At 43.1% G+C, this 5,098-nt stretch carries 6 protein-coding genes; 2 read left to right on the top strand and 4 right to left on the bottom strand.

Annotated elements, in window-relative coordinates; all coding sequences use genetic code 11:
- On the top strand, nucleotides 1-847 hold an 847-nt coding region (locus F6K49_RS34895), incomplete at its 5' end, for a glutathione S-transferase family protein (protein WP_293104061.1).
- Between the two features lie 248 nt (nucleotides 848-1,095).
- Here F6K49_RS34895 and F6K49_RS34890 read toward each other — a convergent pair.
- A complete protein-coding gene (locus F6K49_RS34890; protein ID WP_293104058.1) occupies nucleotides 1,096-1,833 on the bottom strand; it encodes a hypothetical protein in 738 nt (245 codons plus the stop codon).
- Nucleotides 1,834-1,992: 159 nt separating this feature from the next.
- On the opposite strand from F6K49_RS34890, the gene F6K49_RS34885 reads away from it, so the two are divergent.
- A complete protein-coding gene (locus F6K49_RS34885; protein WP_293104055.1) occupies nucleotides 1,993-2,229 on the top strand; it encodes a hypothetical protein in 237 nt (78 codons plus the stop codon).
- A gap of 101 nt (nucleotides 2,230-2,330) precedes the next feature.
- Here F6K49_RS34885 and hpsU read toward each other — a convergent pair whose 3' ends face one another.
- The 3 genes from hpsU to F6K49_RS34870 all read right to left on the bottom strand — a co-directional run.
- Nucleotides 2,331-2,939: a hormogonium polysaccharide biosynthesis acetyltransferase HpsU gene (gene hpsU, locus F6K49_RS34880; RefSeq protein WP_293104052.1), complete on the bottom strand. Its 609-nt coding sequence runs from the start codon at nucleotides 2,937-2,939 to the stop codon at nucleotides 2,331-2,333.
- A gap of 9 nt (nucleotides 2,940-2,948) precedes the next feature.
- Complete coding sequence (locus F6K49_RS34875) at nucleotides 2,949-3,902, bottom strand: glycosyltransferase family 2 protein (protein ID WP_293104049.1); 954 nt, start codon at nucleotides 3,900-3,902, stop codon at nucleotides 2,949-2,951.
- 269 nt (nucleotides 3,903-4,171) lie between these two features.
- Nucleotides 4,172-5,098: glycosyltransferase family 2 protein (locus tag F6K49_RS34870; RefSeq protein WP_293104044.1), on the bottom strand; the 927-nt coding region annotated here is incomplete at its 5' end.

Below are 5,098 nucleotides of genomic sequence, written 5' to 3'. Positions count from 1 at the left end.
TAATTGGATTCGTGCTGATGGCTCCACAGACTATAAACCAGCCTCTGGACGCTACCATCTCTATGTTTCCTATGCTTGTCCCTGGGCGCACCGCACTCTGATTATGCGAGCCTTAAAGGGATTGGAGCAAGCAATTACCCTGTCCATTGTTGACCCATTGATGGATAAAGATGGATGGGAATTTTCCGATGGGCCTGGTTGTATCCCTGATACAGTGAATGGTGCTCGCTATCTGCGGGAAGTTTATATCAAAGCTGACCCTAACTGTACCGGACGGGTGACAGTTCCAGTACTTTGGGATAAGGAAACTGGCACGATTGTTAACAATGAATCCCGTGAAATTATTCGGATGTTTGACCTAGAGTTCGACGGGATTGCTCAGTCGGATATCAGCTTTTATCCGGAGAATTTACGAGAAGAGATTGATAAAACCATTGATGCCATTTACCAACCTATTAATAATGGTGTTTATCGAGCTGGATTCGCTACGACTCAGCAAGCTTATGAAGAAGGAGTAACTGACCTCTTTAATGCCCTTGACTATTGGGAAGGGGTGTTAGGTAAACAGCGTTATCTCTGTGGCGATCGCATTACAGAAGCCGATTGGTGTATGTTTACCACTCTGCTACGCTTTGACTCAGTTTACTATTTCCATTTCAAATGTAATTGGCGACGAATTCTCGATTATCCCAATTTGTGGAATTATCTCAAAGACCTTTATCATCAGCCAGGGGTAGAAGAAACTTGTAATATTGACCACATTAAGCAGCATTATTATAGGAGTCATCCCTTTATTAATCCCTCTGGAATTGTACCAAAAGGACCACAAATTAGTTTTAGTGATTAACGCTATCAGCGATCAGCTATCAGCTATCAGCTATCAGCTATCAGCTATCAGCTATCAGCTATCAGCTTTTGAATAACAGGACTTAGGCAAGTGCCCCCTAAATCCCCCAATTCTGGGGGACTTTGACATCATTACCCCCCAAAATTGGGGGGCTAGGGGGGCAAAACCCACTAAATTTCGTAAGTCCGAAATAAAATAAGCTGACTGCTGACCACTGACCACTGACCGCTGATAACTTACCTATCAAGTTATTCTTGATTCAAGAAAGGAGACTTAGATTTTATTTTAAATACGGAATCTGAGAACTCACCAATGGAATCAGGGACAGATACAATTTCCGGTTCGGTGCGTTTTCCAAACATCAAAGTAGCCTTACTAGTAGAGGGAGAGAAAAGAATCTGTGTGATTTTGCTATAATCCCACCGTTTCTGATCATAGAGAGCAAGCACCTTCGTAAGATTCTCTAAAGTCATCTCCTCCTTATTCTCGAACATAAACTCAACAGGACGATTAAAGACTTTGTCCAAAAACGTGCCGTAAAACTCATCAATATAGAGGTTTCGAGTTTGTGTCATCATCAGTACCTTACGCAATTCCTGACTTAACTCATAGGCTCCGTCTTTGGTACAAATCACCTGCTCATTGATAGCAACGGATTTCTGAGACCCATTTTTGCGACAGGGATTATTGTTAGAAGACTTTACCACTCGTCCAGAGTTCAGGTCGTCCCCAAGTTGATCAAACTCATCAACCACTCCGCGTGTGCCTTGGATTATACGTCTGCCTTCACGAATGGTATTGGTTACCTCTTGAACATCTCGACGGATTTGGCGGAGCTCATCGAATAATCCAGCAATCTCGAAGGTGCGAACATTGCTATTGTCATGCTTCCGAGGTACTATTCCGGCTGTTGCGGGAAGCATTTGCCACATCACGGACGCTGACAACAGGTAAGCTGAACCTTGGAAAATGAATTTGTGAACCATGACTATGGAATCCTGACTTAAAGTGGTCCACTATCTTTTTCTTTTGGCAAAATGAAAATCCGGAAACTTATCGAAAATTTTTCCGGATCTGGTTAACTTACCCTTGTATTATCAACTCCGGTTGAATACCCATGATTAAGAGTGTGGGGAGATGGGGAGATGGGGAGATGGGGAGATGGGGAGATGGGGAGATGGGGAGATCTAACAGGGGTAGGTTTTTTACATTTGGGTCGGGAGTCGGGAGTCGGGAATCGGGAATCGGAACCCACCCCTAACCCCTCCCAGGAGGGGAAAAGCGGGAAATGGGGAGAATTATCCCGGAAATCATGGTGTATTTTAATACATATAGGTATAAATTTACATAAATTGATGGTGTATTTTGATAGATATGGATAGAAGTTTATACCTAATAAAAGTACCTATTCGCTTCTTTGTAAAAAACCTACCCTTGTAAGCTACTCCCTACTCCCTACTCCCTACTCCCTACTCCCTACTCCCTACTCCCTATTCCCTATTTCCTGGATTTCCCGTCGATAGCGGGGACGTGCTGGTATTCCCCAGCATACTTGCTGCTCTGGGATATTACTAAAAACACTGCTGCGAGCACCAATTACGGCATTAGCTCCAATGTGGACACCGGGAGCAACAAAGCAATCGGCGGCAATCCAGGCTCCGTTACCAATATTAATCTCAGATGTGATTAAACCAAAGGCTGGGTCTTTCATATCGTGGCTACCAGTACAGAGGTAACATTTTTGAGAAATCACGCAATGACTACCAATGCGAATCCTATCCAAGCTGTAGAAAACCACATCATCCCCAATCCAACTGTAGTCACCAACTTCTACTTTCCACGGGTAAGTAAAACGAGCAGTGGGTCGAATGATCACATTAGTACCAATTTTGGCTCCAAATAGTTGTAGCAGCCATCGGCGGAAGCCATTGAAGTTATGAGGACTTAAGGGAAATGCGATCGCTTGCACCAACCACCAGAGTAAGATTAACCAGCCCGGACGTCCTCGGTCAAACCAAGATTGGTCGTACTGGCGTAAATCCACTAAGGGTTCTAAATCTAACGCTGGTAGTTTACTTAAGTCATTAGTCATAATTTAGACTCAGGTATTTGTAGAGACAACTGATGGCTTTGGCGTTACTGGTGTCTGTACTGGTTCAGTTTTTTCTACATTCAGCTTACCGCTAAACTTTTGTAACTCATAGAGTTTGACACCAATTTGATATTCATACTGACTCAACAGGCGTCCATAAATGTAACCAGCTTTTCCATCTAGAAAGCCCAGCTGGATAAAGTAAAATAAAATAAACCGCAGTATTGGTTTAAACGGTAGTCTAACCCAGATTTTTTTCATAAACCGCTTACGCTGCACGGCGTCTCCAAACAAATTTCCCCCGATGGTGCCAGAGTCATCTTTACCTGTTAGTATATTCAGATAGACACGAGCTTCCCAATTAGAGTAGCGATTGTGCCGTTCTAGCCAATGGTAAATGTCCTTAAAGTCGATGTGCAGCATATCATTTTCAAGATAGCCAGCTTTGCCTTCTAAGACAACGTGTTCATGGACTTCGTTGTCTCCAGTATTGGGAATTCCTTCCGTTTTCAGGTTTTCGTAGCGACCTTTTTCGTGTTTAAACAACCGTAGATTCCAGTCTGGATATTTGCCCCCAAAACGAATCCATTGTCCTAGGAAGAATACTTTACGATTGATATAGTAGCCGTTATAATCATGATTTTCGATTGCCACAGCAATCTCATCCCAAAGTTCTGGAGTAATGCGCTCGTCGCAATCAACAATTAATACCCATTGATTGCGGAATTCAAGATTGTCTAAACTCCAGTTCTTCTTTTTGGGCCAAAACCCATTAAAATGGAATTGAACTAGGTTTGCACCGTATTCTTCCACAATTTCAATGGAGCGATCGCTGCTTTGGGAATCGACAACAAACACTTCATCTGCTCTATTAACACTCTCAAGACAAGCTGGTAAATTAGCCTCTTCATTTTTGGCTGGAATTAGAACTGATACCGGAAGTTTAGTGTTAGGGGATTTCATAATTAAACACCTGCAATTGTGGAAGTTTTATTAAAAGTCTATTGGCCAATAATAACTAACAGCAAACCTTAACTAAAATTAAGGCTTATCAGTAAACATTGAACAGTCAACAATCAACCAAAAGTATCTGTGCTATTGCAAAGGGAACAGCGGATCTGGGAACAGGGAACAGGGAGCAGGGAGCAGGGAGTAGGGAACAGGGAACAAACATTCTCTCAATTCCTACACGGATTGCTATATAATATAAGATTACCTCTTATCCAGTCTCATTAATTACTGGACTGGTTGTGGGATACAGAGGAGTTGCTCCTTTGTAGCATTCCTTTAATTACTGCACTCAGATAACCGATTTGACCATAGGCATAAACCAAATTATCAAAGCGCAGAGCTGGATTGCGGAAGTGCTTCAAGGATTTGTAGATTCCTCGCATCATTCGTTCACCTCCCCGTAACAATTGGGCAGTACCAGCACGACCAACCAATTGTTCCCGGTAACACTCGCTAATACCTTGCCACCAACCACGATTCAAAAACCAACGTTTATTGATTCGTTCTGGGGCAACATTGTGAGCCACTAGAGCATCAGGTAGATAAGCAACATGCCAACCATCCTGGAGAGCTAATTCTGTCATATGTAACTCTTCATTAGATAACAAATTTTTCCCCACACGACCTAAATTGACATCAAAACCACCGATTTTATTGAGGAAAGTCCGCCTGATCGAGTAATTTAAACCTCTGGGAGTCAAACCAGGATTTTGGATCTCAATTAGGGTTTCCCCTAGGTCATAAGCTCCCAAATTTCCGGCTAGGTCTGGTGACAACCAGGAGGGAGAGGTAATGCCATCTGGCCACAATAGGGTAACTTTACCACCAGCAATTGCTAGTTTCTCGTTGCTTTGATAAGCTTCGTAAATTGTCTTAAGCCAACGGGCACTGGCAACGGCATCATCATCCAGATAAGCTAAAATAGCAGCACGGGCAGTGGCCGCCCCGGTGTTACGAGCTACGGATAAACCAAGTACGGGTTCATAAATATAGTTTAGTCGAGAGTTGTCTAAGCGTTGGTCAACTATGTTACGGGTGCGATCGCTTGAGGCATTATCGACCACAATTACTTCATAATCGGCAAAATCCTGCTGTAGCAAGCTATCAATGGCTGCACCCAAATATTCTTCACGATTGTGGGTGCAGAT

This window comes from Moorena sp. SIO3I6, assembly GCF_010672095.1.
Note: the sequence above shows the minus strand (reverse complement) of the source record. Positions and strands in the feature narration are given on the sequence as shown.